Below are 26,336 nucleotides of genomic sequence, written 5' to 3'. Positions count from 1 at the left end.
CTCACCTTTCTTGCAACCGTCCCTACAGAAGGAAACAAAGATGTCTCAATATGTGATTGCAATTGACCAGGGAACCACCTCCAGCCGCGCCATCGTGTTCGACCATGACGGCAACATCGTCTCCAGCGGCCAGCTCGAGCACGAGCAGATCTTTCCGAAGGCCGGCTGGGTGGAGCACAACGCCGCCGAGATCTGGAACAACACCCGCGAGGTCATCGGCACGGCCCTGGCACAGGCGAACCTGACCCGCCACGACATCGTGGGGGTCGGCATCACCAACCAGCGCGAGACCGCCGTCGTCTGGGACAAGAACACCGGTGTCCCGGTCTACAACGCGATTGTCTGGCAGGACACCCGCACCCAGCCCATCGTTGACGAGCTGGCGGCCGACGGCGGCGTCGAGCGCTTCAAACAGAAGGTGGGCCTGCCGTTGGCCACCTACTTCTCCGGCACCAAGATCAAGTGGATCCTGGACAACGTCGAGGGAGCCCGCGCCAGGGCCGAGGCCGGCGATCTTTTGTTCGGCAACACCGACAGCTGGGTCACCTGGAACCTGACCGGCGGTCCGGACGGCGGCGTGCACATCACCGACGTCACCAACGCCTCCCGGACCATGTTCATGGACCTCGAGACGCTGGCCTGGGACCAGGAGATCCTGGACATCTTTGGCGTCCCGCGCTCCATGATGCCCCAAATCAAGTCCTCCTCCGAGGTCTACGGCCACGTCCACACCTCGCAGCTGCTGCGCGAGGTGCCGGTGGCCGGCATCCTGGGCGACCAGCAGGCCGCCACGTTCGGCCAGGCCGCCTTCCAGGCCGGCGAGGCCAAGAACACCTACGGCACGGGCTGCTTCCTGATCTTCAACACGGGCGAGGAAATCGTCCACTCGAAGAACGGGCTGCTGACCACGCTCGGTTACAAGCTGGGCGACGCCGCACCGCACTACGCACTGGAAGGGTCCATCGCCGTCACCGGTTCCCTGATCCAGTGGCTGCGCGACAACCTGGGCATGATCAGCTCCGCCCCCGAGGTGGAGACGCTGGCCGCGTCAGTGGAGGACAACGGCGGCGTGTACATCGTGCCCGCGTTCTCGGGCCTGTTCGCCCCCTACTGGCGCTCGGATGCCCGCGGTGCCATCGTGGGCCTGACCCGCTTCGTGAACAAGAGCCACATTGCCCGCGCCGCCCTGGAGGCCACGGCCTTCCAGACGCGCGAGGTGCTGGACGCGGTCAACGCGGACTCCGGTGTGGACCTGACGGAGCTCAAGGTCGACGGCGGCATGGTTGCCAACGATGCCCTCATGCAGTTCCAGGCGGACATCCTGGGCGTGCCGGTGATCCGTCCGAAGGTCACGGAGACCACGGCGCTGGGTGCTGCCTACGCGGCGGGCCTGGCGGTGGGGTTCTGGAACGATTTGGGCGAGCTCTCGTCCAACTGGGCCGAGGACAAGCGCTGGGAGCCGAACATGGACCCGGCCGAGCGCGACCGCCAGATGCGCCTGTGGAAGAAGGCTGTCACGAAGTCGATGGACTGGGTCGACGACGACGTGAAGTAGTTCGCTTCCTACTGCTCAGCGCAGTTGTGTGGGGGCCCGCCCGCTTCGCGGGTGCCCGAAGCCACTCCCGGCCCCCACGCAACTGCGCTTCGCCGCTCCGCCTCGGTGATTGAGGGTAGCTGGCGAACGGGAGCCGAAATCTGGTGGGCTGCGCCGGACGGTGCCCAACGCCGTCGCGCTTTTACGTAGTGCGCTAAAGTGAATTCATGCAGCGTTTTCTTCTCCTTAGATAACCGCATGGTTCCACGGGCCCCGTATGGCGGGCCATGCACCATGCGGTTGGCCCCTTGCTGAGTCGAGGGGCTTTTGTGTGTTCAAAGAAAACCTAAAGTGCAGTTAGCCGAATATTGAATGAAAAGGCAGGGTACGTGAGCGTGCAGTCCCAGACTGAGCAGGGCCAAGACAGCGAGGAAGGCGTCTACAACTTCGCCGCCATGGAGGCCAAGTGGCCGGCCATTTGGGACGAGCTGAAGGTGTTCACGCCGGTGGACGACGGCTCCAAGGAGCGCCGCTATGTGCTGGACATGTTCCCGTACCCCTCCGGCGACCTGCACATGGGCCACGCCGAGGCCTTCGCCATGGGCGATGTCGTCTCCCGCTACTGGCGCCAGCTCGGCTACGACGTCATGCACCCGATCGGCTGGGACTCCTTCGGCCTGCCCGCGGAGAACGCCGCCATCAAGCGCAACGCCCACCCCAGCGAGTGGACGTACGCCAACATTGACACCCAGGCCGCGTCCTTCCGCCGCTACGCCATCTCCGCCGACTGGTCCCGCCGCCTGCACACCTCGGACCCCGGCTACTACCGCTGGACCCAGTGGTTGTTCAAGCGCTTCTACGAGCGTGGGCTGGCCTACCGCAAGGATTCGCCGGTCAACTGGTGCCCCAAGGACCAGACGGTGCTGGCCAACGAGCAGGTTGTCAACGGCGCCTGCGAGCGTTGCGGCACGCTGGTGACCAAGAAGTCCCTGAACCAGTGGTACTTCAAGATCACCGACTACGCGGACCGCCTGCTCGATGACATGGACGCTCTGCAGGGCCACTGGCCGGACCGCGTGCTGGCCATGCAGAAGAACTGGATCGGCCGCTCCGAGGGTGCCCACGTCAACTTCGTGATCGAGGCCGACGGCGAGAAGGCCGAGCACCAGCTCACCGTCTTCACCACCCGCCCCGACACCCTGTACGGTGCCACGTTCTTTGTCGTTGCCGCCGACGCTCCGCTGGCCCTTGACCTGGTGCTCCCGGAGCACGCCGAGGCGCTGAGCGAGTACCGCGAGCAGGTCAAGGCCCTCAGCGAGATCGAGCGCCAGTCCACCGAGCGCGAGAAGACGGGCATCTTCACCGGCCGCTACGCCATCAACCCGCTGACGGGGGAGAAGCTGCCGGTCTGGGCCGCCGACTACGTGCTGGCAGACTACGGCACCGGCGCCATCATGGCCGTGCCCGCCCACGACCAGCGCGACCTGGACTTCGCCAAGGCCTTCGACCTGCCCGTGCGCGTGGTCCTGGCCACCGGCGAGGAGGACCCTGCCGTGTCCGGCACCGCCACCACAGGCGAGGGCACGCTGGTGAACTCCGGCGAGCTGGACGGCCTGTCCAAGGCCGAGGCCATCCCGGCCGCCATCGCCATCCTGGAGAAGCTGGGCACCGGCGAGAAGTTCGTCAACTTCCGCCTGCGCGACTGGCTGCTGAGCCGCCAGCGTTTCTGGGGCACGCCCATCCCGATCATCCACTGCGCCGACTGCGGCGAGGTGCCGGTGCCGGACGAGCAACTGCCCGTCACGCTGCCCGAGGATCTGCGCGGCGAGGACCTGTCGCCGAAGGGCACCTCCCCGCTGGCCGCCGCCGAGGCCTGGGTCAACGTGGAGTGCCCCTCCTGTGGCGGCCCCGCCAAGCGCGACACGGACACCATGGACACGTTCGTGGACTCGTCCTGGTACTTCCTGCGCTTCGTCTCCCCGGACTTCACCGAGGGCCCGTTCGATCCCGCGAAGATCAACGAGTGGATGCCCGTGGGCCAGTACGTGGGCGGCGTCGAGCACGCCATCCTGCACCTGCTCTACGCGCGCTTCTTCACCAAGGTCATCCACGACATGGGCATGCTGGAGGCCTCCGAGCCCTTCAGTGCCCTGCTCAACCAGGGCCAGGTGCTCAATGGCGGCAAGGCCATGAGCAAGTCCTTGGGCAATGGCGTGGACCTGGGCCTGCAGCTGGACAAGTACGGCGTTGACGCCATCCGCCTGACGATGGTCTTCGCCGGCCCGCCGGAGGACGACGTCGACTGGGCGGACGTCTCGCCGTCGGGCTCGGCCAAGTTCCTGGCCCGCGCCTGGCGCCTGGGCAAGGACGTTGCCAGCGCCCCGGGCGTTGATTTCGCCGCTGGCGATGCGGCCCTGCGCTCACTGACGCACCGCACCATCCACGAGGCCAAGGTCCTGCTGGACAGCCACAAGTTCAACGTCGTGGTGGCCAAGCTGATGGAGCTGGTCAATGCCACCCGCAAGGCCATCGATTCCGGCGTGGGCGGTGCCGATCCGGCCGTCCGCGAGGCAGCCGAGGCCGTGGCCGTCATCCTGAGCCTGTTTGCCCCGTACACGGCAGAGGACCTGTGGAACACGCTGGGCCACCCGGCCTCCGTGGCCAACGCGGGCTTCCCCGCGGTGGAGGAGTCCTTGCTGGTTGAGGCGTCAGTGACGGCCGTCGTCCAGGTCCAGGGCAAGGTCCGCGACCGTCTGGAGGTCTCCCCTGACATCACCGAGGACGAGCTGCGCGAACTGGCGCTGGCCTCCGAGGCCGTGGCCAAGGCCTTGGATGGCCGCGACATCCGCACGGTGATCGTCCGGGCGCCGAAGCTGGTGAACATCGTTCCGGCCTAGGCCTGGACACCTTCAGGAATGAACCGCCGGCGGCGGCCTTGCAGCGTGTGCTGCGGGGCCGCCGTCGTCGTTGGGCCAACCGAACGCTTGGCCGAAAAGTCCGTCCGAAATAACGTCATTCTTCGAATATTGGGCCCGGTGTGGACCGGAATCGGTTAGTCTGCACTTCTGAGCCCGGCACGCCAAGCGCCAAGCTGCAAAGAATGTGCCCTGGGCCCGGCGTTGGTCCGATGTGCTGGCTGTGCGGTTCCGCCGCAGGGCTTCCGGCCCGGCCACCCATCGAAGGAACCAGTTCGCCGTTCATGTCCGCCGTCCACCCGAGGATCGCTATGCCCCAGACTGGATTTGCCCCCGCGCCACCCGTTGTTCCGTCCCTGCAGCACTGGCTGCCCGGCGCCGGCAGGCTGAACGCGGCTGGAGCCCTGGCCGTTTCCGCCGACCCCGGACTCGCGGAGCTTGCGACTGTCCTGGACCAGGACCTCCTCGAGCTGCGGGGCGGACCGCGCACCGGTGCTGCCCCCGCCGTCGAGGTCCGGCTGGTGCTGGATGAGGCTTTCGCTCCCGGCCTGGACCCGGCGTTGCCCTTTGCCGCGGAGCTTCGCGGCGAGGCGTACCGGCTGGAGGTCTCCGACGCCGTCACCATCACCGCGGCCACGCCCCGCGGCGTGTTCTACGGCACCCGGACTCTGCTGCAGCTGCTCGCCGGCTCCGCGGAGCTGCCGCGCGGCACGGCCGCCGACTGGCCCAACTACCCGGTCCGCGGCTTCATGCTGGACGTGGGCCGGCGCTATGCCACCCCGGAATTCATCCGCGACTGCATCCGCGTCCTGGGCTGGTACAAGCTGAACACGTTCATCCTCCACCTCAACGACAACGAGATTGCCAAGGACACCGGCCGCAGCTGGGACACGGCCCAGCAGGCGTTCCGGCTTGCCTCGGACAATCCGGCGCTGGCCGGGCTGGCCGCCACGGACGGGGTCTACACGCGCGCCGACTGGGACTCCTTTGAGGACCTTGCAGCTTCCCACGGCATGACGCTGGTGCCGGAGATCGACGCCCCGGCGCACTCCCGGTCGTTCATCCGCTGGAACCCGGAATTGGGGCTCGACGGCGGCAACTCAGACATGCTGGACCTGTCCCGGCCCGAGGCCACCGAGGTGCTCAAGAGCGTCTTTGACGAGTTTGTGCCGTGGTTCCGCGGGCCGGCCGTCCACTTCGGCGCCGACGAATACACCAAGGCCCACGAGGATGTGTACCGGAACTACTTCAATGCCATGGCCGCCCATCTGCGTGGGCTGGGCAAGGCGCCGGTGGCCTGGGGGAGCCTGACCCACATGAACGGTGGCGCCGGCACCGACCCGGCCAGTGGCGGCGACGGGTACGACCGCGGCGTCACCATCTGCTCCTGGAACAACGGTTGGTATGGGCCCAACGAGGCCATCGCGGACGGCTACACCATCATCAACACCAATGACGACCTGCTCTACATCGTCCCGTTGGCTGACTACTACCACGGCGAAACCCTTGACGCCGTGGAGCTGTTCGAGAGCTGGGAACCGCACGTCTTTGCCGACGGCCAGACGGTGGAACCCGGCCATCCGCAGCTCCGCGGGGCGGCCTCCGCGCTCTGGAACGATCTGGTGCTGGCGGACTACGACGAGCACCTGATGTACCGCCTGCTCAAGCCCACGCTGGGCATCCTCGCCCAGAAGATGTGGTCGGGGGCTCCCGATGGACTGGGCTACGCCGCGTTCAGTGAACGCGTTGAGGCACTGGGCGGCTGGACCGGGGCGGAATTTGTCCTCGCCGCGGACCAGTAGCCGCTGGCGGTCCAGCCCAGCTCCTAGACTGGGGGTGCGGGTCCCACCGGATCCATTGGCGGCGCAGGGAGAGGACCACGTTCGGTGAGTGCGGGACAACGCGACACGGCCGTCCGGGCCTGGCTGCGCGAGAGGTTTGGTGACCGCTTTGGCGACCGCCTGGGGCGCCAGCGTGCCGCCGATGCCCCGGTTCCCCGCATCGCCGTCGTCACCGATTCCGCGGCAGCCCTGCCGCCGGACTGGGTTGCCACCCTGCCCGCCGGCGGCGTGCTCACCGTGATGGCGATGCCCGTCCAAATCGGGGCCGAGATCTTCAGCGAGGGCGACGTCGAGCTCGATACGGCGATTGCCCTGGCCCTGGCCGCCGGCACACCGGTGACCACTTCGCGGCCGTCGCCGGGCCAGTTCGAACGTGCCTACGCCAACGCCGCCGCGCACGGCTTTGCGGCCGTCGTCTCCCTCCACATCTCCGGCACCCTCTCCGGCACCGTGGAGGCGGCACGCATGGCCGCGGGAAAATCGCCCATTCCCGTCCATGTGGTGGATACGCGCACGGCAGGCATGGCGCAGGGTTTCGCCGTGCAGGATGCCGTGGCAGCGGCCCTGGCCGGTGGCGAACTGGACGGCGTCAGCGACGCCGTGGAGGCCACGCTGGAGCGCACGCGCATCCTCTTCTATGTCCCCAGCCTGGACCAGCTGCGCCGCGGCGGGCGGATCGGGGCCGCCGCCTCCTGGCTGGGCACGGTCTTCGCCATCAAGCCCATCCTGGCCGTCCGCGACGGCGTGGTGGTGCCACTGGAAAAGGTGCGCACCGCGCCCAAGGCCATTGCCAGGCTGGAGGAGCTGGTCCTGGCCGATCTTGCCGGCCTGGCCGGGGTGGCCACTGCGCGGCTGTGCGTGCACCACTTCGGCAACGAGGCCCAGGCCCAGGCCGTGGCGGACCACCTGCAGGCCAGCTCCGGTGCCATCGCGTCCGTCACGTTGAGCCGGCTGCCCGCCGTGCTGGCCGCGCATGCCGGGCTCGGCGTGCTCGGCGTCGTCATCTCCACCCGCTCCAGCACTGCGGGCACCGGAGCCTAATCCGGGGCTTTGAGCTCCGCCGGCAGCTCGTCGACAAAGACCGTTTGGGGCGGTTCAAAGTAGATGACAAGCACCTTGTCCCCCACGGCGAAGGTGCTCACCTTGTCGTAGGGATGGGCCAGGAAGGCGCTGGTCCCGCCGTGGAAGGCCAGCATGACCTCGCCGACGGTGCCGGGCCCGATCCGGCCGCTGACCCGGCCGATCTTGCCGGTGAGGCTGCGGTCTACATCCCTATGCATTCGGTGCCTTCGGCGGTTGCCGCGGCGTTTCCTTCCCGTTCTTCAGGGCCGCGGTCAGCGCCGGGAGGTAATTGCCCACCTGGGACAGGATGCCGCCCACCATGGAGTTGATGCCCTCGCCGCCATTGAGCACCGTCAGCTGGCCGACGTGGGCAAACGGTTCGGCCGCCGCGGCGATGATGGCGGGCATGTTCTCCGCGAGCTGCTGGTTGATGACGGCGTCCTGGTTGGTGCCCAGGGCTTCGCCGCGGGCCTTGATGCCGTCCGCCTCGGCCAGCGCCTTGGCCTTGATGGCGGAGGCTGCGGCATTGCCGCGCGCCGTGGTGGCTGCGGCCTCGGCCTCGCCCGTCAGCTTGGTGGCCCCGGCCGTGGCTGCCGCTGCCGTGGCATTGGCCTGGGCTTCAAGCTCGGTCTTGCGCGCCCGGGCCTCGGCCGCGCTGATGTCGGCGGACTTCTGGGCTTCGGCCTCGGTCCGCTGCGCGTAGGCCTTGGCATCGGCGGGCTTGCGGATGGTGGTCTGGAGCTTCTGCTCCTCACGGTCCGCCTCCAGCTTGGCCACCTCCGTCTCCTGGACCACCACCTGCTGGCGGGCCGTGGCGTCCGCCAGCGGACCGGCCTGGGCCGCATTGGCCCGCGCCCGCTCGGCATTGGCCTGGGCGGCGGACTGCTTGATGGCGGAGATGCTCTGGGCATCGGCAATCAGTGCAGCCGCCTCGGCTTCCTTTTCCGAGGCCTCCCGGTTCCGGGTGGCCTCGGCGATGCGGGCCTCCATCTTGACCTGGGCAATGTGCGGCTTGGCCAGGTTCTGGATGTACCCGGTGGGATCCTCCAGATCCTTGATCTGCAGTGAATCGACCACCAGGCCCAGCTTCTCCATCTCGATGCCGCTGGCGCTGCGCACCTGCGAGGCCAGCTTGTCGCGTTCACGGATGATTTCCTCCACGGTCATGCTGCCGATGATCGAGCGCAGATGGCCCTCGAAAACGTTGTAGACCTGGCTTTCCATCTTGGGCTGCTGGCCCAGGAAGCGCCTGGCGGCGTTGGCGATGAACGGCGTCGAATCTCCGATCTTGAAGATCACCACGCCCTCGACCACCACCTGGATGCCCTGCGAGGTGACGCAGGAGACCTTGAGCTCGGTCTCGTTCAAGGTCAGCGTCAGCGCCCGGACCGTTTGCAGGCCCGGCACCACAAAGGCCCCCTTGCCGGTGACGATCTTGAAGTCCATGCCGTCCGCCGTGCCGTGGCTGCCCCGGGTGAAGCCGGAGATGATCAGGGCCTCGTTGGGTTCGGCCACCTTCCACATCACCTTCACGGCGAGCCTGATCAAGGCGGCGGCAGCGGCAATTCCCACCAGGATGACCAACAGCGGGATGAATCCAGAAAGATCGGGCATGACCTACGTCCCTTCACGGAGAAGAACAGGTGTGGCGCTATGTGAGCCAGAGTATACGCCGGGAAGAATCCAGCTTGCCTGTGAAGGGATTGTGGTGTGCCTGCCAGTTCCGAAGCGCCGCAGACGTTCAGGAAAAATCCAGCAGATCCGCAGGTTCATGCTCCCGGCCCGGTGGTAAAAACGCTGCTGGTTGTGAAGCTTTTCGGTCTCAAGTTTTGGACGCGAAACGGTTCCTGCACTGCGGGACGTTGTCCACCCGACGCGGTCGTATTGACAAGCGTCAAACGACTGGCACCACACAAGGTCCGTGCCTGCGATAGGCCCGGAAAGCGTGAGGAGTAGATGTGCCGCCGGCCGCGGGTAGCGGACCTGTTTCATTGCTTGTTCAACGAAGGGGAGGCCCGGCCATTTCCAGCAGCTATCAGTTTCGCACCCGGACACGACCCCACCGCTTCCATGGCCACGAGACCGTGTCGCCCAGGGAACAATCAGTGGTCTCCGGCGTTGGCGCCAACACCCAACTCGCGAAAATCACCCTCGCCGGTGTGCCGCCCACCCCGGGTGTGGCGGCGGAGATCTTCAGGGTCGTTGCCGACGAGGGCTCCAACGTTGACATGATGGTGCAGAATCCGTCAGGCGCGGGCAGCACCGCGACGGACATTTCTTTGGCGATGCCCCGGTGCGACGCGCGGCGTGTGGTTGCCGGGCTCATGGCCGCACGGCCAACCATTGGATTCCACGCCCTGCACTACGACGTCGGCATAGCGAAGCTCTCCCTCCATGGACTGGGGATACGCTCCGATCCACTGATCTTTCCCCGCCTGTTCCGCGCGTTGTCCGACGTCGGAGCCAAAGTCGACATGATTTCGACGTCGGATATGCACATTGACGTCATCACACCCATCGAAGCACTGGACAGGGCACTGTCAGCGGTGCAGTTCACCTTCGGCCTGGACCTGGAACGTGAGCGCAGGCTGGGGTAGGGCCCAAGCCAGTGGCAGGGGAAACCCCCATCCGGCTCGTCCGCCGGCGCGGTGGGCGGGCCTGTGGGGTCTTCCACAGAGTAAGGACGGCATTCCATGACAACCATCCAACAGCACTACAATCCACTCCGTCCGCATGTGGCAGGGCCGCTGCCCGGTCCTCGGCCTGCGGAACTGCTCGCCAGGCAAGAGAGGCGCGAATCCAACGCCCGGACCTATCCACGGCATCTGCCTGTGGCGATTGAATCGGGTTTGGGGCCGTATGTTTGGGACGTTGACGAAAATGTGTTCATTGACTTCCTCTCCGGCGCCGGAGTCCTGTCGCTGGGGCGCAGCCACCCGGAACTGGTGGCCACCGTGGCGGAGCAGTTGGGCCGGTTGACCCATGGACTGGACTTTCCCACCCCCGCAAAGGACGCCTTCCTCGATGCCCAGCTGTCCATACTGCCGCCGGGCCTCGCCGAGAAGATGAAGGTCCATTTTTGCGGGCCGGCGGGGGAGAACGCTGTGGATGCCGCCATCAAAGTGTGCAAGACGGCAACAGGGCGCGGGGATGTCATCGCCTTCCAGTGCGGATTCCATGGCAGCTCGGCCGCGGCCATGGCCGTCAGCGGCCTGGTCGACCAAAAGGCTCCCGTAGGCAACGGGCTTCCCGGTGTGCACTTCTTCCCGTATTCCTACTGTTCACGGTGCCCGCTGGGGCTGGACCCGGCGACGTGTTCAACGAATTGCGCCACCTATCTGGAGATGTCGCTGAAGGACGACCACGGCGGAATAGCGCTGCCGGCTGCCGTCATTCTTGAGCTCGTCCAGGGGGAGGGTGGCGTGGTGCCGGCGACGTACGAATTTGTCCGCAAGGCCCGGGCGGTGACCAGCGAACTGGACATTCCACTGATTGTGGACGAGGTGCAGACAGGTGGGCGACGCACGGGCACCTGGTTCGCCTTTGAGCAATATGGCATCGAACCCGACGTCATCGTCGCCTCCAAAGCACTCAGCGGCATCGGCCTGCCGGTGGCCATCATTGTGTACAACCGCAGATTGGACACCTGGCAGCCCGGCGCCCACACGGGCACCTTCCGGGGAAACCAGCTGGCGTTTGCGGCCGGGGCGGCAACAGTGGCCATTTTCCAGCGCGACGATGTCCTGGCCAACGTCCGTGCACGGGGGAGCCAGATCGAGGGGTTGCTAGGGGTGCTGGCGGGAAACTCCTGGGTGCGGGAAGTGCGCGGGCGCGGCCTGATGTGGGGTGTCGAAATGGCCGATCCCGCCACCGGCGCACCGGCCGGAGAGCTGGCCCGTTCCATCCAGCGCACGGCCCTGGACAAGGGGCTGATCCTTGAGTGCGGCGGGCGGAACGATGCCGTCGTGCGGATGCTGCCGCCACTGAATGTCAGTGCCGAAGTGGTGGCCATGGCGTGCCACCTTCTGCTGGAGGCCATCCAGGAGCGGACGGCCCTTGCCGGGACCGCCGGACGCTGATCCAGGCCGGCGGAACCGTTTCGTGGGGAGGACCAGATGGGCAAGCACAGCGGTGCAGGAAGCCTGCTGACCGGAGGCAGGCACAGGGCAAGAATGGGCCCTGCCGCCGCACACGCAGGGCGCCTGCACGCCCCCGCCCGGCCCGGTGCGGCCGCGGGAGCGCCTGTACCGGAACTGCTCCACCGGCTCTTTGAGGAGCGCTGTGCGACATTGCGGGCCCAGGGCCGAAGCCGGCAGATTGCCGTGGAGACCGCGGACAGGTCCTTGAGCTACGAGGAGCTGGACGCCTGGTCCAACCGGCTCGCCCGCCACCTCCTGGCCCGGGGCCTGCACCCCGGGGGCAGGGTGGCATTGCTGGTTGATGATGCCGCGTTCTCCTATGCGGCCATGCTGGCCGTCCTGAAGGCCGGGGCGGCCTATGTTTCCCCTGGACGCCGGATTCCCCCGCGAGCGGATCGCCTACATCCTCTCGGATGCGGGAGTGGGCATGGTCCTGACGCTCTCGTCGTTGCGGGGCCTGCTCGCCCCGCTGCCGGCCGTCCCCGTCCTTTGCCTTGACCTCGACGACGGCGCGGTGCGCGCGCAGGATGCCTCCCGCCTGGCGGATGCCGGGAGCGGCGCGGCCACGCTGGCCTACATCATCTACACCTCCGGTTCCACGGGCCAACCCAAGGGGGTGGAGATTGAACATGCGAGCATCTGTAACTTTGTCCGCGTGGCATCCGCCGTCTATGGGATCCAGGCCCAGGACCGGGTCTACCAGGGCATGACCATCGCCTTCGGCTTTTCGGTCGAGGAGATCTGGGTGCCGTGGATGGCCGGGGCCACCCTGGTGCCCAAACCCCGCGGCAACCCGCTGCTCGGGCCCGATCTGGCGGACTTCATAGAGGACAACGCCATTACGGCCCTGTGCTGCGTTCCCACGCTGCTGGCCACCCTTGACCGGGACCTCCCCGGGCTGCGTTTCCTCCTTGTCTCGGGAGAGGCCTGCCCCCAGGAACTGGTCGCCCGCTGGCACCGGCCCGGCCGGCGCTTTCTGAATGTCTATGGACCCACCGAGGCCACTGTGACTGCCACGTGGGGCGTTGCCGATCCCGCCCGGCCGGTGACGCTCGGCAAACCGCTGCCCAGCTACACGGCCGTCATCCTGGATCCTGCCGGGTCCAGGGTGCTGCCCGACGGCGAACTCGGGGAGATCGGTCTTGCCGGCATCGGATTGGCCAAGGGGTACGTGGACCGGCCGGACCTGACCGCCGCGGCGTTCATCCCGGACTTCCTGGGCATCGCGGACAATCCCTCCCACCGCATCTACCGCACCGGTGACCTTGGCCGGGTCAACGGCGACGGCGACATCGAATACCACGGCCGCACCGACATCCAGGTGAAGATCCGCGGTTACCGGATCGAACTGGCCGAAATCGAATCCTGTGTGGCGGAGATCCCTTGGGTTGAACAGGCCATCGTCGCCACCTATGCACCCGAGCCCGGGCGCGATGAGCTGGTTGCCTACTACACCGTCCGGGCGGACCAGCAGGGCCCGGACGGCCGGGCGATCCATGCGCGCGCTCTACCTGAACCCGACGGTTGCCGCCCTGGCCGCCGCCGTCGACGGCGAACGCCGGAGCGCGGACACCGAGGTGCCGGAACCCTCCGCCCCGGCACCGCAGGTCCTGCGGGTTGGCCGGCTGGGGTTGGTTGTCTGCGGCTTCCTGCAGCTGCTGGCGGCCATGGCGTACCTGTACATCACCGTGTTGGTGCCGGTGGCGGGCGACCGCTGGATCAGCCAGGCCCCTACCCTCGCCTTCGTGCTGGGGCGCTCCGCCGTCGTCGGCGTCCTGGCATTCGCCATCCTGGCCGTCCTGCCGATCGCGCTCAAATGGATCCTCATCGGACGGTGGAAGCGGGAGGAATTCCCCCTCTGGGGGCTGCGCTACGTGCGGTTCTGGCTGGTGAAGACGCTGACCGTCATCAGCCCCGCCAGATTGTTCGTGGGGACCCCCGTCTATCCGCTGTACCTGTGGGCGCTGGGGGCAAAGATCGGCCCGGGGGTCTCGATTTTCTCTACGTCGATCCCGGCCTGCACCGACCTCTTGACCATTGGGGCAGGGACGGTGGTCCGCAAGGATGCCAGCTTCGCTTGCTACCGCGCCTACGCCGGCAGGATCCAAACGGGCACCGTCAGCCTGGGCAGCCATGTGGTGGTCGGTGAGCACACCGTTTTCGACATTGACACAGCCATGGGCGACGGCGCGCAGCTGGGACATGCCTCCAGCCTGCACCGCTACCAGAGTGTCCCGGCCCACCAGAGCTGGCACGGATCGCCGGCACAACGGGCCGGCGCCGCCTACGAAACGCCCGCGCCGGCCGAGTGCGGGACACGCAAGCGCCTGGTGTTTGGCCTGTGGGCCGTCTTTACCCGGGTGGTGCTGCTGGGCGGGCTTGCCCTCAGCCTGGTCAATGTAGTGCTGGGCGTCCTGCCCTCGGGCGACCTGGCCCCGGACCGGCTCCAGTTCTGGGCCCAGATGCTGCCCTGGCACTTGTCCTGCTGGTTGGCGTCATCGTGGCCAGCTTCGCCGTTTCGATCACCGTGCCCCGGCTGCTGGGCGCGTTCCTCACGCCCGGCACTGTCTATCCGCTCTATGGACTGCGCTACGGGATGCAGCGGACCATCGTCCGCCTGACGAATCTGAAATACCCGCTGCTCCTCACCGGTGACAGCTCCATGATTGTGCACTACCTGAACCTACTGGGCTACCGCCAGCCCAACGTGGTGCAAACCGGATCCAACTTTGGCGTGGGCCTCAAGCACGACAGCCCGCACCTGGTAACTGTCGGCAGGGGGACCATGGTCTCCGACGGCCTCTCCATCATCAACGCCGACTACTCCGCCACGTCCTTCCTCATCCAGCGGATACGGCTCGGGGCCAACAGCTTTTTCGGGAGCAACATTGCCTATCCGGCGGGGGCCAGCATCGGCGACATTGCCTCTTCGGCACCAAGGTCCTGATCCCCACTTCAGGGACATTCAGGCAGGGTGTGGGACTGTTGGGCTCGCCACCCTTCGAGATTCCCCGGACGGTCGAGCGGGACAAGGAGTTCGCTGGGTGGAAGTCGCCAGAACAGGTGCGGTTGCGGCTGCCGGCGAAGAACCGGCACAACGCGTGGACCGTCGTGTTCTTCCTGCTCTCCCAATGGTTCACGGTCTTCGTGGACATTCTGGCGATCTGGGCCACGACATTCCTTGGCGGCGACGGCATCCTGGCCACCATGGCCGCCTTGGGTGCCATGCTGGTCCTGACCATGGCCACGGGCATCGTGACGGAGAAGGCCGCCCTGGGGTTCGGCCGGCTCGTTCCCCGGCTCTGTTCCATCTACGACGTCCACTTCTGGCAGCACGAGCGCTACTGGAAGCTCAGCGCCACGGCCGCGGTCCAGATCTTCAACGGGACCCCCTTCAAACCGGTCATCTGGCGCATCTTCGGCGTCCGGATGGGACGGAGGGTCTTCGACGACGGCTGCGGCATCCCGGAACGGACACTGGTGGCGATTGGCGACTACTGCACGCTCAATGCCGTGGCCGTGGTCCAATGCCATTCCATGGAGGACGGTGCCTTCAAGCTGGATGCGGTGGACATTGGCCCGGACTGCACCCTCGGCGTGGGGTCCTTCATCCACTACGGGGTCTCCATCCGCCAAGGTGCCGAGATCGCGGCGGATTCCTTCCTGATGAAGGGTGAAGTGGTGCCCGAGGGTGCTGCATTCGGCGGGAACCCGCCCCGTGGGCCGGCCCGGCCGGTCCGGCCTGCATCCTGGCGGGACGGGCTGTCCGCGGTGCCGGGAGCACGGCGCTAACCGCCTGCTGTCCTGCACAGGCCCTCTGGCGGCCTGCTCCATCGACGCCGCAGCATCCGGTGGCACCACCGGGGCCGAGGCTTCCTAGGCTGGAAAGATGGCCGGTCAGGGGAGGCGCTCACGACGGCGGGAGGAGGCTCCCGCCCGCCGCCGCTTGGCTGCACTCCTTGGTTTGGACCCGGACCATGGCTTGGACCACGGCCAGGGCCTTGACCAGCGCCTGGCGTGGGACGGCGGCGGAACCGGCGGTGGTGGGCCGGCAGCTGGGCCCGTGGCCGATGGTCCGGATACGGTCCTAGGCCTGCCGGAGATCCGGTGGCGGATCACGCTGCGGGCGGTGGTGCTGGTGCTCGCTGTCCTGGCGAGCATCACCGCGGTGCTCTGGTTCCAGCAGGCGCAGGTCCAATTTGACTCCGGTGCCGTAGACACGGGACCGGCACCTGTTGGTGTGCCGCCGCCCGGAACCAGTGGCGCGGCGCTCCCGGGGACCGATAGTGCGGCGGCGGCCGGTGCCACCGGCTCGATGGCTGCACCGGAATCCGGTGGAGCGGCGGACGCCCGCATTCTGGTGCACGTTGCCGGAGCCGTGGCACGTCCAGGCATCGTCCAGTTGGCACCGGGCAGCAGGGTCTACCAAGCCATCGACGCGGCCGGCGGGATGCTGCCCGATGCCGCCCCGGATGCGCTCAATCTGGCAGCGGCGGTGGACGACGGCGCCCGGATTCTGGTTCCGACCCAGGCCCAGGCCAGCTCCGGCGTGCCGGTGCCCGCTGCGGGTGCGGTGGTGCCGGGCGGGGCCAAGATCAACCTGAACACCGCCACTGCCGAACAGCTGGCGCAGCTGCCCCGGGTGGGACCCGTGCTGGCCCAACGCATTGTGGATTGGCGCACCGAACATGGCAAATTCAACTCCATCCAGGAGCTGGACGCCGTGAGTGGCATCGGGGCCAAGATGCTCGAGGCGCTCCTGCCGTTGGTGACGGTCTAGATGCCGGAGCGGCCAGCATGGGAGGCCTTCGCCCGGGCAGCCGTCCGAGGGGTCCGCGGATCGGCGGACCCCGGGTCTGGGCGCGATGCTGGCGGTGTAGGGCTGGCCCCGGGGCTGGCCCGCGGTGCTGCCGCCCGAGGATCGGTGCACGGTGCCGCCCCGGGCGTGGGTATGGGCGGGCGCCGCAGGGTGCAATCCGGCCCACCGCTGCGCCACGGCGTGCGGCGCCTGGCGCGGACGCTGGGGACCGCCGTCGTCCACTGGGCGCGGGAGCGCAGCCGGGAGCTGTCCAACGACGAGCCCCGGCGGGCGGTGGACCTGCGGCTGGTGCCCGCCGTGGCACTGGCCTGGGTGGGGGCGGTCCTAGGGCGTGTCTCCCAATGCGGCGCTCCAGATGACGACGGCGTGCAGGACGGCCGCTGAGCGGTAGGTGAGGGCCAGTTTGTCGTAGCGGGTGGCCAGGGACCGCCATTGCTTGAGGGTGTTGAAGCTGCGCTCGACCACATTGCGCCGTTTGTAGGCGTCCCTGTCGTATCTGACGGGGCGTCCCCCGGCGGAGCCCTTGCGTTTCCGGTTGGCCTTCTGGTCGTCCTTTTCCGGGATAACGCACTCGATGCCCCGCCCGCGCAGGTACGCCCGGATTGCTTTGGAGGAATAGGCCTTGTCGGCCATGGCCCGGTCCGGGCGGGTGCGGGCCCGGCCGGGACCGGGCCTTTCTACCTTCAGGGCCTCCATGAGGTTCTCAAACATCGGCGAGTCCCCGCCCTGGCCCGGCCCCAGCAGCAGGACCAGGGGACGCATGTTGCCATCCACCAGGGCGTGGATCTTGGTGGTCAGCCCGCCGCGGGACCGGCCGATGGCATGGTCCTCAGGCTCGTCGAGCAGATTCCTGTAATTCGACAGGTCCCCCTGTGTGGCGGGGCAGGTTCGTGCCGTGCTGGTGGGCACGGTTGACCGTGGAGTCGATCGAGACCTCCCAGTTGATCAGCCCGGCCGTGTCCGCGCGGGTCAGCAACGCCGCCAGGACCTTGTCCCAGGTCCCGTTGGCGGCGTTGCGGCGGTGGTGCTTCCACACGGTCTTCCACGACCCGAAATAGGCAGGGAGATCACGCCATGGGATCCCTGCCCGGTAGCGGTAGATGATGCCCTCGGTCATCAGCCGGTGGTCGTTGAAGGGTCGGCCCGGTTTCCCCGACGAATCGGGCATCAACGGGGCAATGGACTCCCACTGGGCATCGGACAACACGGAATAGCGAGAAGGCACCCATCAATCATGCCAAACCGCAAAACCACTGATTAGGAGACACACCCTAGGGTGTTCCGCGCCGCCGGCCGTCTCGCGGGTGGCTGGGCTGGCCCTGGCTGGTGTGGGCGCCGCCCTGCTCATCCTGGGAGCCAGGCCATCCGATGCCCGGTTCCGCGCAGTCTTCCCTGTTGCGGTGGCGGTGTTCTGCGCCGCGGCAGTGTTCGCGGGTGTGGCGGCCACCTCAGAGGTGCGCGGCCGGGGGCAGTTGGCCGGTGCGGTGGCCTCCGGTGCAACCATCGGCGCCCAGGTGGTCATCGCATCGGAGGCCAGGGCCGCTGGCGGTTTCGACGGGAGGATCCTGGTGGCGGCAACCCTGGTGGAGGGTACGGCCGGTGGGGTCCGCTTTGCCGCTGACGCGCCGGTGGTGCTCATCGGCGGTGCCGACTGGGCCGGCATTCCACCGGGCACCCGGGTGCGGCTGGCCGGAACCCTGCGCCCATCGGACCCGGGCGAGCGAAGCGTGGCCTTCCTCACCGCCAAGACTGCGCCGCTGGAGCGGCAGGCACCCTCCGGCTGGGAGAGCACGACGGCGTCGATCCGGCAGGGCTGGGCTGAGGCGGCCCAGCGGCGTTGGGGCCCGGCGTCGTCCGACGTCGTGGGCCTGTTGCGCGGCATGGTCACAGGGGAGCGGAGCGCCCTTCCCGCCGATTTGTCCGACGCGATGAAAACCGTTGGGCTGACCCACCTGACGGCCGTCAGCGGCGCCAATTGCACCATCGTGCTGGCCACGCTGCTGCTGCTGGCGCGCAGCCTGCGCATACCCCGCTGGCCCGCGGCGTTGCTGGCCTGTGCGGGACTCCTCGGCTTTGTCGCCGTCGTGGGGCCGGATCCGAGTGTTCTTCGCGCGGCGGTCATGGGTGGCCTGGGCGCAGCAGCCATGCTCACCGGCAGGCCACGGCGGATCGGCGCCTGGCTGTCCTGCGCCGTCGTCGGGCTGTTGATTGCCGACCCCTGGCTGGCCACGGACTTTGCCTTCATCCTTTCCGTCCTCGCCACCCTGGGGCTGCTGCTGGTGGGACAGCGCTGCGCGCGGTGGTTGGCCGTCTGGATGCCGCATTGGCTGGCCCAGGCCATAGCCATCCCGGTGGCGGCCCAGTTGCTCTGTGCGCCCGCCATTGTCCTGCTCTCCCCGCGGCTGGCGGTGTTTGCCGTGCCGGCCAACATGGTGGCGGCGCCGGTGGTTGCCCTGGTCACCATGGTCGGCACGCTCGGACTCGCCGCCGCCTTGTGGTTGCCGTGGCTGGCCGAGGGCTGCGCAGGCGTGGCGGGCCTGGGCGTTGGGTGGGTGGCATCGACGGCCCGTTTTGCGGCTGCCCTGCCCGGCGCGTCCCTACCGTGGCCCGAAGGCGCCGGGGGAGCAGTCCTGATGGCTGCGCTGTCCCTCGTCTTCGTGGCGGGTCTGTGGGCCAGCGTGAATGCTGCGCGGTTGCGGCCATTGCTGGTGGTGCTGGTGCGGTGGTTGCCCGCACCCCTGGCGGCAGTGGCCGGGTTCCCCTTGCTGGTGGCACTGCTGTCCCTTGCCGCCGGCATCGTTGCCTGGATACTCGCCTCGGCCGCCAGCGGCTGATCGGCAGCCCGCCGGGCGTCCCATGACGGCGGCTTCCGCTGGCCGGGCCCGTCGGGCACCCGATGGCGGCCGCCTCCGTTGGCCGAGCCCGAGACCACCGTCTGGCCCCGTGGCATGCCCGCAGTCTCCGCGCGTTCGTTCCCCGCTCCCCAGCCGCTCCCACGGCCCGCAAGCTCGCAGCGGGTCCCGCGCGGCCCCGGGCCCAGGCCACCGTGGTCGACCGAGGCCGCTTGCGGCCGTGTGGAGACCCGGCCCCGTGTGGAGACCCGGCCGCGTGTCTCGTCGAGGTCTCCGTGCGCTCGTTCCTCGCTCGGTCGACCACCGACGAAGGCGCCCGGACCACCGTCTGGTGTACCTTCCCTCGGTGACCGTCCCCGGCCGTTCCCACGGCTCGCAAGCTCACCGCAGGTCCCTCGCCGCTGGGGCCCAGGCCACGGTGATCGACCGAGGTCGCTAGCGGCCGGGTGGAGATCCGGCCGTGTGGAGACCGGCCGTGTGGAGATCCTGACGGCGGATGGGCTGGTGATTGTCGGCGCACCGTGCTGCGGAGAATATTTTCGACAATCTTTCCCCACCACACCCAAGTGGCCCCTTTCGGAGGGGTTAATGTCGGTGCCTTCTGGTGGAATGGATTCATGGACGGTTCACCGAACCAGACACCCGGCACCGGTGCCGGGACACCCGCGCAGGGGGCACGGCCCACCCTCGCGGAACTGATCACCGCCGTCCGCTTGCCTATGCTTCCTCCAGCCCGTGCGGTCCCCGGTCCGGGCCCCTGCCCCGATACCCTGCTCGACGGGGTGCTCGCCGCGGCACGGGCCGACTACGACGACGCCGCCGCGGCCCTGGCCGCCCTGGCCCGGTTCTCCGCCCGGGTTGCCGCGCACCAGGCGGCCCTGGCCGAACGTCTGCACGCCGCGGCCCGCACCGAGGCCTGGGCGCTGGGCCTGGACGGCTGGCAGGCCGGTGTCCACGATTCGGCCGCGGTCGCCGAACTCGCCACCGCCCTGACCATCCCCGAACAGAGCGCGCACCGGCTGATGGACCACTCCGTCGCGCTGGTCCGCGACCACGGGCCGACCCTGGCCGCCCTGGAGGCCGGGGACCTGTCCTGGCGGCACGCCACCGCGGTGCTGGACCACGTCGAGGCCGTCCGGGACATCCCCGGCATCGACCCGGGCGAGGTGGCCGCGTTCGAGGCCGAACTCGTGGCCCTGGCCGCCGGGGCGACGGTGCCCAAGTTCACCGAGAAGGCCCGGCGGCGGCGCGAACGCCTCCACCCGGCCAGCATCGAAACCCGCGCGAAAATGGCGTTTGAGAAGCGTTCCCTGGTCCTGGTGCCCGAGGTTGACGGGATGTCCTCCCTGCACCTGCAGCTCTCCGCGGCGGCCGGGCAGGCGGTCTGGAACCGGTGCACCGCCGCCGCCCGCGGCCTCCAAGGACCCGGTGAACCGCGCCCCCTGGCCCAGCTGCGCGCCGATGTCGCCGCGGCCCTGCTGCTGGGCCCGCTCGGGGGCATTGCCGGCACCATCGACACTGGAGGGGAAGCCGACGGTGATGGACACGGCCCAGCCGGAGATGGCCGCGGCGGCGCACTGGGCGGCTGCGGCCCCGGCGGCCACGGACAGGTGCCCGCCCCGGCCACGCAGATCCTCGTCACCGTCCCGGCGCTGGCCCTGCTTGGGCTGACGGATGAACCGGCCGAGCTGGAGGGCTACGGCCCGATCCCCGCCTCCATTGCCCGGGACCTGGCCGCCGGGGCGCCCTCGTTCCTGCGCCTGCTCACCGACCCGGTGACCGGGGAGGCCCTGGACCAGGCCCCGGAACGGTACCGGGTCAGCGAGGCCATGCGGGCCTGGCTGCGCGCCAGGGACCGGACCTGCACGTTCCCCGGCTGCAACACCGCCACCGCGCACACCGAACTGGACCACCTGCTCGCCTGGGAGGACGGCGGGACTCCACCGCGGCCAACCTCGCCAGCGAGTGCCCCAAACACCACCTGCTCAAACACGAAAAGGACGGCAAAAACCGGCAGGGGAAACCACCCAGAAGGCCGCGCACCCGCCCTGACGGCACAGCCCTGCCCAAGGTGCGTGGCTGGACCCCCGAAATGGACGGAAATATCGGCCAACCTGTTTGGACGTCACCGGCCGGGACGGCCCACCACCCCGCCACATCGGACACCTTTCCGCCAACGTACCCGCACTGGCTTGACGACACGATCGCCCACGCGGCTGCCCTGTCCGGGCAGGACCGCGGCAACCCGTCCGGGGCCTGGGGCGAGGAGGACAGGGCCCGTGCCCTGGCCGAGTACCGGGCCCTGTGGGGCGCGGAGGACCGGCTCCGGGCCGAATCCGAGCGGGACTGCGTCAACTGGGTCGAGGTCTGGGGTGACGAACGCCTCCGGGCCATGCTCAAGGACGACGGCTGACCCGGTCCGGTCGGGCCACCAGGGGCCACGCCGGCAGGGCCGCACGGCCACGCGCAGAGCCCGCGACCGTGTGTCCCGCAGGGTCTCCGCGCCCGTTCCTCGCTGGGTCGACCACCGAAGACGGCGCCCGGTCGAGGCCTCGGCGAACGTCCCCAGCCGCGTGGACAGCCGGCCGCGGGCCGGGCTTGGGATTGTCGGTGCACCGTGGGAGTCTAGATGACGTGATCTTTCCTAGCTCCGTGATGCCCCGATGACCCCGCCTGCAGCTCCGCGGGGCGCCGCCGGCCGCTCGTCGACCGCCAGCTGGCGCGATGTTCCGACGGCACCGGTGGTTCTGGTCCAGGGGCCGGAAGAGTTCATTGCCCTGCGCGCGCTGGAGAACCTGCGGCGCAAGCTGCGGGCGGCCAATCCCGACCTCGAAGTCACCAAGATGGACGCCGCGACCTACGCGGCCGGCGAGCTCACGATGGCCGCCAGCCCGTCGCTCTTTGGCGAGGCGAAGTTCATCGAAGTCACCAATCTGGCCACCATGAATGATGCCTTCCTGTCAGACGCGCTGGCCTACATCGCCGATGCCCAGCCGGACGTCAACGTTGCCCTCCACCATGGCGGCGGCACCCGCGGCAAGAAGCTGCTGGATGCCGTCAAGGCCAGTGGTGCGCCGGTGGTCGAATGCCTGGCGCTGAAGAAGGACGCCGAGAAGGCCGAATTCGTGTCCACGGAGTTCAAGCTGGCCGGCCGGCGGATTGATCCGGCGGCCGTGCGTGCGCTGGTGGCGGCTGTCGGTGCCACGCTGTCGGAGCTAGCCGCCGCGTGCAGCCAGCTGGTCTCGGACACTTCGGGCCAGGTGACCACGGATGTGGTGGACAAATACTATGGCGGCCGGGTGGAGGCGACGGCGTTCCGTGTGGCCGATGCGGCGCTGGCCGGCAATGGTCCGGTGGCTCTGTCGACGCTCCGGCACGCCCTGGCCACGGGGGTGGACCCGGTGCCGCTGGTGGCCGCGCTGGCCATGAAGGTGCGCACGCTGGCGAAGGTGTATTCGGCCCGGGGCAGTTCGGCCCAGATCGCCCGCGACGCCGGGATGGCTCCGTGGCAGGTGGACCAGGCGCGCCGCGATGTTGGCGCCTGGGACCAGCAGTCACTCGTCCGTGCCATCCAGTCGCTGGCCGAGGCCGATGCCCAGGTCAAGGGTGAGGGCCGGGACCCGGTCTACGCCGTCGAACGGGCCGTCACTGTGATAGCAACCGCCGTCCGTCGGTAGCCGCGGCTGCAGTTCCGCACTCGCTCGAACGACGACGGCGTTCCGCCGCGCGCCGCCGTCGTACCCGCCCCGCATGCCAGGCCCGCACGCCCGCCATGCACAGCTGGCCCCATCCATGCCCGGCCGCAGCGGCCAATGCCCAAGACAGTGCCCAAAGCAGGGCACAAAGCAGTGCCCAAACCAGCGCTTAAAACAGTTGTGGCCGGTACCCAGTGGGCACCGGCCACAACATCGCAGAGCGTGTTGCTAGCGGCTCTCTTAGAGGGCGTTAACCTTCTTGGAGATGGCCGACTTGCGGTTGGCAGCGTTGTTGGCGTGAATGACGCCCTTGCTGACAGCCTTGTCCAGCTTGCGGCCAGCAGTCACCACTGCGGCCACAGCGGCATCCTTGTCGGCTGCAGCCAGCGCCGTGTTTACTGCACGGATCGCGGTCTTCAGCTCGGACTTCACCGAGTTGTTGCGCTGGCGCGCCTTCTCGTTGGTGAGGATGCGCTTCTTCTGGGACTTGATATTAGCCACGTTTGAACTCTCTTGTTAATGCGGACTTCGGTCGTAGAGGGCGTAGGTTGACCAGTGACAGCGGCGTGGGGATGCTCGAATTTGGTGAACGTCCGGCCAACCTGTTGCATCCGCCGACCTGCACGGACACACACAAGTACCAAGATTAGCAGATGGGGGGCCGCCGCACGCAGACTTGCACGGGGCATGCGGGCGGCGTGTCGCAGGTGGTCAGCGCCAGCCATGCCGGCTGCGCAGGGCGGTGGCAACCGTGTCGAAGCGGCGGGCGTCCAGGATGGATCCCTCGCGCCGGATGTCGCGCGGATCGATCTGCAGGATGCGGTCCAGCTTGACGTCGCTGGGACGCCCCTGCTTGTCCCACGGGCCGGTGCCTAGGTCCAGGTAGTCGTTATCGCCGCGGTGGTCGTTGGTGCGGTCCTTGGAGGTGAGCATGAGCCCCAGCAGCCGTCCGCGGGATGCGCCGATCAGCAGGACCGGGCGGTCCTTGCCCTGGCTGTAGTCCTCTTCAAAGGGAACCCAGGTCCACACCACTTCGCCCGGGTCAGGGTTTCCGTCCGGCGCGGGGGAGTAGCGCACGGTGCCGGTGCCGCGGAAGTCGCCCGGGTACGCGGAGGAGAGACCGCCAAGGACCGGGCCCGACGGCGGCCGCTGGGCCGCGGTGCGTGAGCCCGCCTTGGGTGCCGGGGTGCCAGCGGGCCGTTGAGGGCGCTGGCCGGGCGGCCGCGTGCCCGGCCGGGTCTTGGTGCTTTGGCTGCTGCCGGCCAGGAATGCTTTGGCCGCGGAGCGCAGCAGGCCAAGAATGCGGTCAAATGTCGATGCCATTTCCCCAGCCTATGCCAGCCGTGGCGGCCCAGGCAGAGGACCGGGGTGGCTGGCGCCGCTGGAAGCAGGCCGGCACCGGGCACCGCTCCGCCGTCGGTGCATTCCACCGTGCCGTGGTCGGCGCCAGGCCATGGGTGCGGCCCTGCCGCGGTTTCGGTGCCCCGCCCGGCGGGCAAACGTGGGAGACTAATAAGGCTCTGTTGTGCCGGTTGTTCCATGCCGGTGCCGCCGTGCTGGGACGGGCGCGGCAAAGCGTTGTCCCGGCACCACCCAGTCGACAGTTAGGAACCGCGAGTGTCACCCATGGCCCGCACTGCCCCGGTGCCCGCCGCAACCGATCCGGCGATCATCAGGAATTTCTGCATCATCGCCCACATCGACCACGGTAAGTCCACCCTGGCAGACCGGATGTTGCAGCTTACCGGCGTTGTCCAGCAGCGGGACATGAAGGCCCAGTACCTGGACCGGATGGACATTGAGCGTGAACGCGGCATCACCATCAAGTCCCAGGCCGTGCGCATTCCGTGGGAAGTGGATGGACAGGCCTACTGCCTGAACATGATCGACACCCCCGGCCACGTTGACTTCACCTATGAGGTGTCCCGGTCGCTGGCTGCCTGTGAAGGTGCCATTCTGTTGGTTGACGCCGCCCAGGGCATCGAGGCGCAGACCCTGGCGAACCTCTACCTCGCCATGGAAAACAACCTCACCATCATTCCGGTGTTGAACAAGATCGACCTGCCGGCCGCCCAGCCGGAGAAGTACGCCGCGGAACTGGCCAACCTGATCGGCGGCAAGCCGGAGGACGTCCTGATGGTCTCCGGCAAGACCGGCGTCGGCGTGGAAGAACTGCTGGACCAGATCGTCCGCGAGCTTCCGGCTCCGAAGGGCGATCCCAACGCTCCGGCCCGTGCAATGATCTTTGACTCCGTCTATGACACCTACCGCGGCGTGGTCACCTATGTCCGCGTGGTGGACGGGCACCTGTCCCCGCGCGAGAAGATCCAGATGATGTCCACCCGGGCCACGCACGAGCTGCTGGAGATCGGTGTGAGCTCCCCGGAGCCGACGCCGTCCAAGGGGCTGGGCGTGGGCGAGGTGGGCTACCTGATCACCGGTGTGAAGGACGTCCGCCAGTCCAAGGTGGGTGACACCGTCACCACGCTGCACAAGCCGGCGGCGGAGTCCCTGGGCGGCTATGAGGATCCCAAGCCCATGGTCTTCTCCGGCCTTTACCCGCTGGACGGCACGGACTATCCGGTGCTGCGCGATGCCCTGGAAAAGTTCACGCTGAACGATGCCGCGCTGGTCTACGAACCCGAGACCTCCGCCGCGCTGGGCTTCGGTTTCCGCGTGGGCTTCCTGGGCCTGCTGCACCTGGAGATCACCCGTGAGCGCCTGGAGCGCGAGTACAACCTGGACCTGATTTCCACGGCTCCGAACGTGGAGTACGAGGTCATGCTCGAAGACAAGAAGGTCATCCAGGTGACCAACCCCAGCGAGTACCCCACCGGCAAGATCGCCGAGGTCCGCGAGCCGATGGTCTCCGCCACGATCCTGGCGCCGAACGAGTTTGTCGGCGCCATCATGGAGCTGTGCCAGAGCCGCCGCGGCATTCTCGGAGGCATGGACTACCTCTCCGAGGACCGGGTGGAGATCCGCTACCGGCTGCCGCTGGCGGAAATCGTCTTCGACTTCTTCGACATCCTCAAGTCCAAGACCCGCGGCTACGGCTCGCTGGACTGGAAGGCCGACGGCGACCAGGTGGCCGATCTGGTCAAGGTGGACATCCTCCTCCAGGGCGAGCAGGTTGACGCCTTCTCCGCCATCACCCACCGCGACAAGGCGTACGCGTACGGTGTGATGATGACAGGGAAGTTGCGCGAGCTCATTCCGCGCCAGCAGTTCGAGGTGCCCATCCAGGCCGCCATCGGCGCGCGCATCATTGCCCGCGAGAGCATCCGCGCCATCCGCAAGGACGTGCTGGCCAAGTGCTACGGCGGTGACATCACCCGTAAGCGCAAGCTGCTGGAAAAGCAGAAGGAAGGCAAGAAGCGCATGAAGATGGTGGGCCGCGTGGAGGTCCCCCAGGAGGCCTTCATCGCCGCACTGTCCTCCGACGAATCCTCGAAGGACAAGTCAAAGAAGTGATCCGC

General features: G+C 68.2%; 21 protein-coding genes and 1 pseudogene. 17 read left to right on the top strand and 5 right to left on the bottom strand.

Going from position 1 to position 26,336, the window contains the following annotated elements; all coding sequences use genetic code 11:
* Positions 1–40: 40 nt before the first annotated feature.
* The 4 genes from glpK (at position 41) to ACQCSX_RS05150 (ending at position 7,331) form a co-directional block, all read left to right on the top strand.
* Complete coding sequence (glpK, locus tag ACQCSX_RS05165) at positions 41–1,555, top strand: glycerol kinase GlpK (RefSeq protein ID WP_427018000.1); 1,515 nt, start codon at positions 41–43, stop codon at positions 1,553–1,555.
* A 368-nt stretch (positions 1,556–1,923) separates the two neighbouring features.
* Positions 1,924–4,431 (top strand): leucine--tRNA ligase, encoded by a 2,508-nt coding sequence (leuS, locus tag ACQCSX_RS05160; RefSeq protein WP_427017999.1) that lies wholly within the window; start codon positions 1,924–1,926, stop codon positions 4,429–4,431.
* A 329-nt stretch (positions 4,432–4,760) separates the two neighbouring features.
* Positions 4,761–6,251, top strand: a complete 1,491-nt coding sequence (locus tag ACQCSX_RS05155; protein WP_427017998.1) for a beta-N-acetylhexosaminidase — start codon at positions 4,761–4,763, stop codon at positions 6,249–6,251.
* A gap of 84 nt (positions 6,252–6,335) precedes the next feature.
* Positions 6,336–7,331, top strand: a complete 996-nt coding sequence (locus ACQCSX_RS05150) for a DegV family protein (RefSeq protein ID WP_427017997.1) — start codon at positions 6,336–6,338, stop codon at positions 7,329–7,331.
* Here the strand turns inward: ACQCSX_RS05150 and ACQCSX_RS05145 are convergent.
* Together ACQCSX_RS05145 and ACQCSX_RS05140 are read right to left on the bottom strand one after the other, a co-directional pair.
* Entirely contained in the window at positions 7,328–7,570 is a 243-nt protein-coding gene (locus ACQCSX_RS05145) for a hypothetical protein (RefSeq protein ID WP_427017996.1), read from the bottom strand. The two genes, ACQCSX_RS05150 and ACQCSX_RS05145, sit on opposite strands and share 4 nt — an antisense overlap.
* Entirely contained in the window at positions 7,563–8,966 is a 1,404-nt protein-coding gene (locus ACQCSX_RS05140) for an SPFH domain-containing protein (RefSeq protein ID WP_427017995.1), read from the bottom strand. Before ACQCSX_RS05140 ends, ACQCSX_RS05145 begins: the two co-directional genes overlap by 8 nt.
* A gap of 491 nt (positions 8,967–9,457) precedes the next feature.
* Between ACQCSX_RS05140 and ACQCSX_RS05135 the strand changes: the two genes are divergently transcribed.
* The 9 genes and pseudogenes from ACQCSX_RS05135 (at position 9,458) to ACQCSX_RS05095 (ending at position 16,694) form a co-directional block, all read left to right on the top strand.
* A complete protein-coding gene (locus tag ACQCSX_RS05135) occupies positions 9,458–9,949 on the top strand; it encodes an ACT domain-containing protein (protein WP_427017994.1) in 492 nt (163 codons plus the stop codon).
* A gap of 96 nt (positions 9,950–10,045) precedes the next feature.
* Complete coding sequence (locus ACQCSX_RS05130; protein WP_427017993.1) at positions 10,046–11,431, top strand: diaminobutyrate--2-oxoglutarate transaminase family protein; 1,386 nt, start codon at positions 10,046–10,048, stop codon at positions 11,429–11,431.
* Between the two features lie 36 nt (positions 11,432–11,467).
* Positions 11,468–11,989, top strand: coding sequence for an AMP-binding protein (locus tag ACQCSX_RS05125; RefSeq protein ID WP_427017992.1), 522 nt, complete (start codon positions 11,468–11,470; stop codon positions 11,987–11,989).
* Positions 11,913–12,836, top strand: a pseudogene (locus tag ACQCSX_RS05120) (AMP-binding protein); the annotation flags it as partial. The gene ACQCSX_RS05125 and the pseudogene ACQCSX_RS05120, both read left to right, overlap by 77 nt.
* A 151-nt stretch (positions 12,837–12,987) precedes the next feature.
* The gene (locus tag ACQCSX_RS05115) at positions 12,988–14,112 is read left to right on the top strand and encodes a hypothetical protein (protein ID WP_427019127.1); all 1,125 of its coding nucleotides are present in this window, start codon (positions 12,988–12,990) and stop codon (positions 14,110–14,112) included.
* Positions 14,088–14,438, top strand: coding sequence for a hypothetical protein (locus tag ACQCSX_RS05110; RefSeq protein WP_427019126.1), 351 nt, complete (start codon positions 14,088–14,090; stop codon positions 14,436–14,438). Before ACQCSX_RS05115 ends, ACQCSX_RS05110 begins: the two co-directional genes overlap by 25 nt.
* 29 nt (positions 14,439–14,467) lie before the next feature.
* Positions 14,468–15,283 (top strand): hypothetical protein, encoded by an 816-nt coding sequence (locus tag ACQCSX_RS05105; RefSeq protein WP_427017991.1) that lies wholly within the window; start codon positions 14,468–14,470, stop codon positions 15,281–15,283.
* 154 nt (positions 15,284–15,437) lie between these two features.
* Positions 15,438–16,271 carry a helix-hairpin-helix domain-containing protein gene (locus tag ACQCSX_RS05100; RefSeq protein ID WP_427017990.1) on the top strand — a complete coding sequence of 278 codons (834 nt, stop codon included), beginning with the start codon at positions 15,438–15,440 and terminating at the stop codon, positions 16,269–16,271.
* Entirely contained in the window at positions 16,272–16,694 is a 423-nt protein-coding gene (locus tag ACQCSX_RS05095; RefSeq protein ID WP_427017989.1) for a hypothetical protein, read from the top strand.
* Here the strand turns inward: ACQCSX_RS05095 and ACQCSX_RS05090 are convergent.
* Positions 16,635–17,478, bottom strand: a protein-coding gene (locus ACQCSX_RS05090; RefSeq protein WP_427018933.1) for an IS5 family transposase whose coding sequence is annotated in 2 segments (ribosomal slippage) — positions 16,635–17,171 and positions 17,173–17,478 — 843 coding nt in all. Because the reading frame shifts where the segments join, the coding sequence is not laid out codon by codon here. The two genes, ACQCSX_RS05095 and ACQCSX_RS05090, sit on opposite strands and share 60 nt — an antisense overlap.
* Before the next feature lie 136 nt (positions 17,479–17,614).
* Here ACQCSX_RS05090 and ACQCSX_RS05085 point away from each other — a divergent pair.
* The 3 genes from ACQCSX_RS05085 to holA all read left to right on the top strand — a co-directional run bounded on the left by ACQCSX_RS05085 (position 17,615) and on the right by holA (position 22,839).
* Entirely contained in the window at positions 17,615–19,144 is a 1,530-nt protein-coding gene (locus tag ACQCSX_RS05085; protein ID WP_427017988.1) for a ComEC/Rec2 family competence protein, read from the top strand.
* A 635-nt stretch (positions 19,145–19,779) separates the two neighbouring features.
* Complete coding sequence (locus tag ACQCSX_RS05080) at positions 19,780–21,795, top strand: DUF222 domain-containing protein (protein ID WP_427017987.1); 2,016 nt, start codon at positions 19,780–19,782, stop codon at positions 21,793–21,795.
* A 30-nt stretch (positions 21,796–21,825) separates the two neighbouring features.
* Positions 21,826–22,839 (top strand): DNA polymerase III subunit delta, encoded by a 1,014-nt coding sequence (gene holA, locus ACQCSX_RS05075; protein ID WP_427017986.1) that lies wholly within the window; start codon positions 21,826–21,828, stop codon positions 22,837–22,839.
* 258 nt (positions 22,840–23,097) lie between these two features.
* Here the strand turns inward: holA and rpsT are convergent, their stop codons facing one another.
* Positions 23,098–23,358, bottom strand: a complete 261-nt coding sequence (rpsT, locus tag ACQCSX_RS05070) for a 30S ribosomal protein S20 (protein WP_427017985.1) — start codon at positions 23,356–23,358, stop codon at positions 23,098–23,100.
* 210 nt (positions 23,359–23,568) lie between these two features.
* On the bottom strand, positions 23,569–24,180 hold the full coding sequence (locus tag ACQCSX_RS05065) for a type II toxin-antitoxin system PemK/MazF family toxin (RefSeq protein ID WP_427017984.1): 612 nt from the start codon (positions 24,178–24,180) through the stop codon (positions 23,569–23,571).
* 294 nt (positions 24,181–24,474) lie between these two features.
* Here ACQCSX_RS05065 and lepA point away from each other — a divergent pair, with 294 nt between their 5' ends.
* Positions 24,475–26,331 (top strand): translation elongation factor 4, encoded by a 1,857-nt coding sequence (gene lepA / locus ACQCSX_RS05060; protein WP_427017983.1) that lies wholly within the window; start codon positions 24,475–24,477, stop codon positions 26,329–26,331.
* Positions 26,332–26,336: the final 5 nt, after the last annotated feature.

It is taken from the genome of Pseudarthrobacter sp. P1 (assembly GCF_050156935.1).
Taxonomy (GTDB): Bacteria; Actinomycetota; Actinomycetes; order Actinomycetales; family Micrococcaceae; genus Specibacter.
This window is presented reverse-complemented; position numbering and strand designations above follow the sequence as displayed.

What these genes read in the sequence shown, in the direction of transcription:
- glpK (WP_427018000.1), top strand. Translation starts at nt 41, where the DNA reads ATGTCTCAATATGTGATTGCAATTGACCAGGGAACCACCTCCAGCCGC.
- ACQCSX_RS05155 (WP_427017998.1), top strand. Translation starts at nt 4,761, where the DNA reads ATGCCCCAGACTGGATTTGCCCCCGCGCCACCCGTTGTTCCGTCCCTG.
- ACQCSX_RS05145 (WP_427017996.1), bottom strand. Translation starts at nt 7,570, where the DNA reads ATGCATAGGGATGTAGACCGCAGCCTCACCGGCAAGATCGGCCGGGTC.
- ACQCSX_RS05140 (WP_427017995.1), bottom strand. Translation starts at nt 8,966, where the DNA reads ATGCCCGATCTTTCTGGATTCATCCCGCTGTTGGTCATCCTGGTGGGA.
- ACQCSX_RS05130 (WP_427017993.1), top strand. Translation starts at nt 10,046, where the DNA reads ATGACAACCATCCAACAGCACTACAATCCACTCCGTCCGCATGTGGCA.
- ACQCSX_RS05125 (WP_427017992.1), top strand. Translation starts at nt 11,468, where the DNA reads ATGGGCAAGCACAGCGGTGCAGGAAGCCTGCTGACCGGAGGCAGGCAC.
- ACQCSX_RS05115 (WP_427019127.1), top strand. Translation starts at nt 12,988, where the DNA reads ATGCGCGCGCTCTACCTGAACCCGACGGTTGCCGCCCTGGCCGCCGCC.
- ACQCSX_RS05110 (WP_427019126.1), top strand. Translation starts at nt 14,088, where the DNA reads ATGCAGCGGACCATCGTCCGCCTGACGAATCTGAAATACCCGCTGCTC.
- ACQCSX_RS05095 (WP_427017989.1), top strand. Translation starts at nt 16,272, where the DNA reads ATGCCGGAGCGGCCAGCATGGGAGGCCTTCGCCCGGGCAGCCGTCCGA.
- ACQCSX_RS05080 (WP_427017987.1), top strand. Translation starts at nt 19,780, where the DNA reads ATGGACGGTTCACCGAACCAGACACCCGGCACCGGTGCCGGGACACCC.
- holA (WP_427017986.1), top strand. Translation starts at nt 21,826, where the DNA reads ATGACCCCGCCTGCAGCTCCGCGGGGCGCCGCCGGCCGCTCGTCGACC.
- ACQCSX_RS05065 (WP_427017984.1), bottom strand. Translation starts at nt 24,180, where the DNA reads ATGGCATCGACATTTGACCGCATTCTTGGCCTGCTGCGCTCCGCGGCC.